Consider the following 3161-nt stretch of genomic DNA (forward strand, 5'->3'; position numbering starts at 1 on the left):
TGATCGAGATCCGCAAGCAGAACCCGGCGTTCGGACTGGGCTCCTACACCGAACTGCCCTCCTCCAACCCGGCCGTCCTCGCCTTCCTGCGGGAATACAAGGACGACTTGGTGATGTGCGTGCACAACTTCTCCCGGTTCGCGCAGCCCACCGAACTGGATCTGCGCCGCTTCAGCGGCCGGCACCCGGTCGAACTGATCGGCGGGGTCCGCTTCCCGGCCATCGGTGAACTCCCCTACCTGCTCACCCTCGCAGGCCACGGCTTCTACTGGTTCCGGCTCCGCAAGGACGGCGTGTAGAAGCCGGGGGCGGGGCGGTTTCCACCGCCCCGCCCGGGGCACGCAGGCAGTAACACCCCGACCGCCCCCCGGGGAAAGGACGCACCCATGTCGGAAGCCGTCGCCCATCCCGCCACGACCCACTCCGGTCTCCTCGCGTCCCTCGGACCACTGCTGCGCGAGTGGCTGCCCCGCCAGCGCTGGTTCGCGGGGAAGGGACGGCCGGTCACCGGGTTCTCGCTGGTGGCGGTCACCGACATGCTGCCGCTCGGAGGCACGCTGGGACTGCTCCATCTCCTCGTACGGGCCCATCAGCCGGATGCGCCGACGCAAGGAGCCATGCCCCACCCCGGCGACTGCTACCAACTGCTGATCGGTGTGCGTGAGGTGCTGCCACCCCGGCTGGCGCCCGCGCTCATCGGGCATGTGACGGACGGACCGCTGGCCGGCCGGACCGTGTACGAGGCGCTCTACGACCCCCGGGCCGCCGCCGTGCTGCTGGAGGCGCTGCGCACCGGGGCCCGCGTCGGCAGGCTCCGCTTCGAGGGCGATCCGGGTCAGAAGATACGCGAGGAGCTCGTCCCGAGGAGGGTGACCGCGGAGCAGTCGAACTCCTCGATCGTCTACGGAGATACGTTCATCCTGAAGCTCCTGCGGCGTGTCGTCCCCGGCACCAACCCCGATCTGGAACTCCCGCTGGTGCTGTCGCACGAGCGCTGCCCCCGGGTGCCCGCGCCGACCGGCTGGCTCCTCGCCGACCTCGACGACCTGGACGAGCCGTACGTCCTGGCCGTGCTCCAGCCGTATCTGCGGGGCGCCGCCGACGGCTGGGAGCTGGCACTGCACGAACGGGCCAAGGGGGAGGACTTCACCCCGGAGGCGCGAGCGCTGGGCCGGGCCACCGCCGAGGTGCACACGGCGCTGGCCCGCGCCCTGCCCCCGGTCACTCTGGGCCACACCCAGATACGGCTGCTGGTCGGCGGCATGACCGAGCGGCTGGAGGCTGCGGCGCAGGCGGTGCCCGCGCTGCGGCCGTACGCGCCCGGGCTGCACTCCGCGTTCGAGGCGCTGGCCGATCTCGCCGCCGAGGGCCGGACCTGGACCGCCCAGCGCATCCACGGTGATCTGCACCTGGGTCAGTGCCTGCATGCGCCGTCCGGGGACTGGTCGCTGATCGACTTCGAGGGCGAGCCGTCCAAGCCGCTCGCCGAGCGCCGGAGGCCGCAGCCCACGATGCGGGACATCGCGGGGATGCTGCGCTCCTTCGACTACGCGGCCCACTCGGCCGGCCCTCCGGCACCGGAGTGGGCCACGGCGTGCCGGGCCGCGTACTGCTCGGGGTACGCCGAGGTGACCGGACGCGATCCGCGGACCGAGCCGGTACTGCTGCGCGCGTACGAGACGGACAAGGCCGTCTACGAGGTCCTGTACGAGGCCCGCCACCGCCCCGACTGGCTGCCGGTACCGATGGCCGCGGTACGCCGTCTGGCCGCCGACGCCACACCCTGATCCACCACCCTTTGCCGAGGAGGCCCCGCCCGTGACGCCCCGCCCTCCGTCCGACGACAGCACGCAGAAGAACGGCGACGGTCCGCAGAGGACCGGTTCGAAGAAGGCGACCGCCGCGAGGAGGACGACGCCGGCCGCCGAGACGTCGACGGCCGGTACGAGGAAGACAGGGGCCGGGAAGACGGCGGCCGGGAAGACGGCCTCGGCGAAGAAGGCGGCGGCCAAGAAGACGGCGGCGAAGAAGACGGTGGCGAAGAAGGCCCCCGCCCCGGCATCGAAGGCCACCGCCGGGAAAGCCTCTGTCGAGAAGACCGCCGTCAGGGAAACCGCCGCCGAGAAGTCCGCCGCCGAGAAAGCCACTGCCCGGAAAATCCCCGCCCAGAAGTCAGCCGCCGAGCCGGACGCCGGGCCTCTGCCGGCCTCGGCCGCGACCGCTTCCGGGACTCAGGCGGCCGCCGCCGTCTCCCCCGCCGACCGCGCGCGGCTGCGCGACGGCACCCACCACGACCCGCACGCGGTGCTCGGCGCCCGCCCGGTGCCCGGCGGAGTCGCCTTCCGGGCCTTCCGTCCGTACGCGCTGTCGGTGACCGTCGTCACCGGGGATCTGCGGGTCGAACTGCATGACGACGGCGACGGGTTCTTCTCGGCCCTGCTGCCGCTGCGGGACGTCCCGGCGTACCGGCTCCTCGTGGCCTACGAGGGAGCCGTACAGGACACCGAGGACGCGTACCGCTTTGTGCCCACGCTCGGCGAGCTGGACCTGCATCTGATCGGCGAGGGGCGGCACGAGCAGTTGTGGCAGGTGCTCGGCGCACATCCGATGACCCATCAGGGCGTGACCGGCACCCGCTTCTCGGTGTGGGCTCCGAACGCGCGCGGCGTCCGCGTGGCCGGCGGCTTCAACCACTGGGACGGCACCGGCCACGCGATGCGTTCCCTCGGCTCGTCCGGGGTGTGGGAACTGTTCGTGCCCGGGGTCGGCGAGGGCGAGCTGTACAAGTTCGAGATCACCCGCCCCGACGGCTCGAAGACCCTGCGCGCCGACCCACTGGCCCGCCGCACCGAGGCCCCGCCGCGCACGTCCTCCATCGTGCACGTCTCCCACCACGAGTGGCACGACGGGGAGTGGCTCGCGCGCCGCGCCGACACCTCCGTCCACGAGGCGCCGTTCTCGGTGTACGAGGTGCATCTGCCGTCCTGGCGGCCGGGACTGACGTACCGGCAGCTGGCCGAACAGCTGCCCGCGTATGTGAAGGACCTGGGCTTCACCCATGTCGAGCTGATGCCGATCGCCGAGCACCCCTTCGGCGGCTCCTGGGGCTACCAGGTCACCGGCTTCTACGCGCCCACCGCCCGCCTGGGCACCCCCGACGA

At 72.3% G+C, this 3161-nt stretch carries 2 protein-coding genes and 1 pseudogene; all 3 read left to right on the forward strand.

What is annotated here, in order from left to right:
• On the forward strand, positions 1-299 hold a 299-nt coding region (locus ABZ876_RS38980; protein ID WP_361791152.1), incomplete at its 5' end, for an alpha-glucosidase C-terminal domain-containing protein.
• 87 nt (positions 300-386) lie between these two features.
• Positions 387-1787, forward strand: a complete 1401-nt coding sequence (locus ABZ876_RS38985) for a maltokinase (RefSeq protein ID WP_361791155.1) — start codon at positions 387-389, stop codon at positions 1785-1787.
• 31 nt (positions 1788-1818) lie between these two features.
• Positions 1819-3161 (forward strand): annotated as a pseudogene (locus ABZ876_RS38990) (1,4-alpha-glucan branching enzyme); the annotation flags it as partial.

This window comes from Streptomyces sp. NPDC046931 (genome assembly GCF_040644655.1).
In the GTDB taxonomy this organism is placed as follows: Bacteria; Actinomycetota; Actinomycetes; order Streptomycetales; family Streptomycetaceae; genus Streptomyces.

Coding starts and splice junctions, on each gene's coding strand:
- ABZ876_RS38985 (WP_361791155.1), top strand. CDS start 387: ATGTCGGAAGCCGTCGCCCATCCCGCCACGACCCACTCCGGTCTCCTC.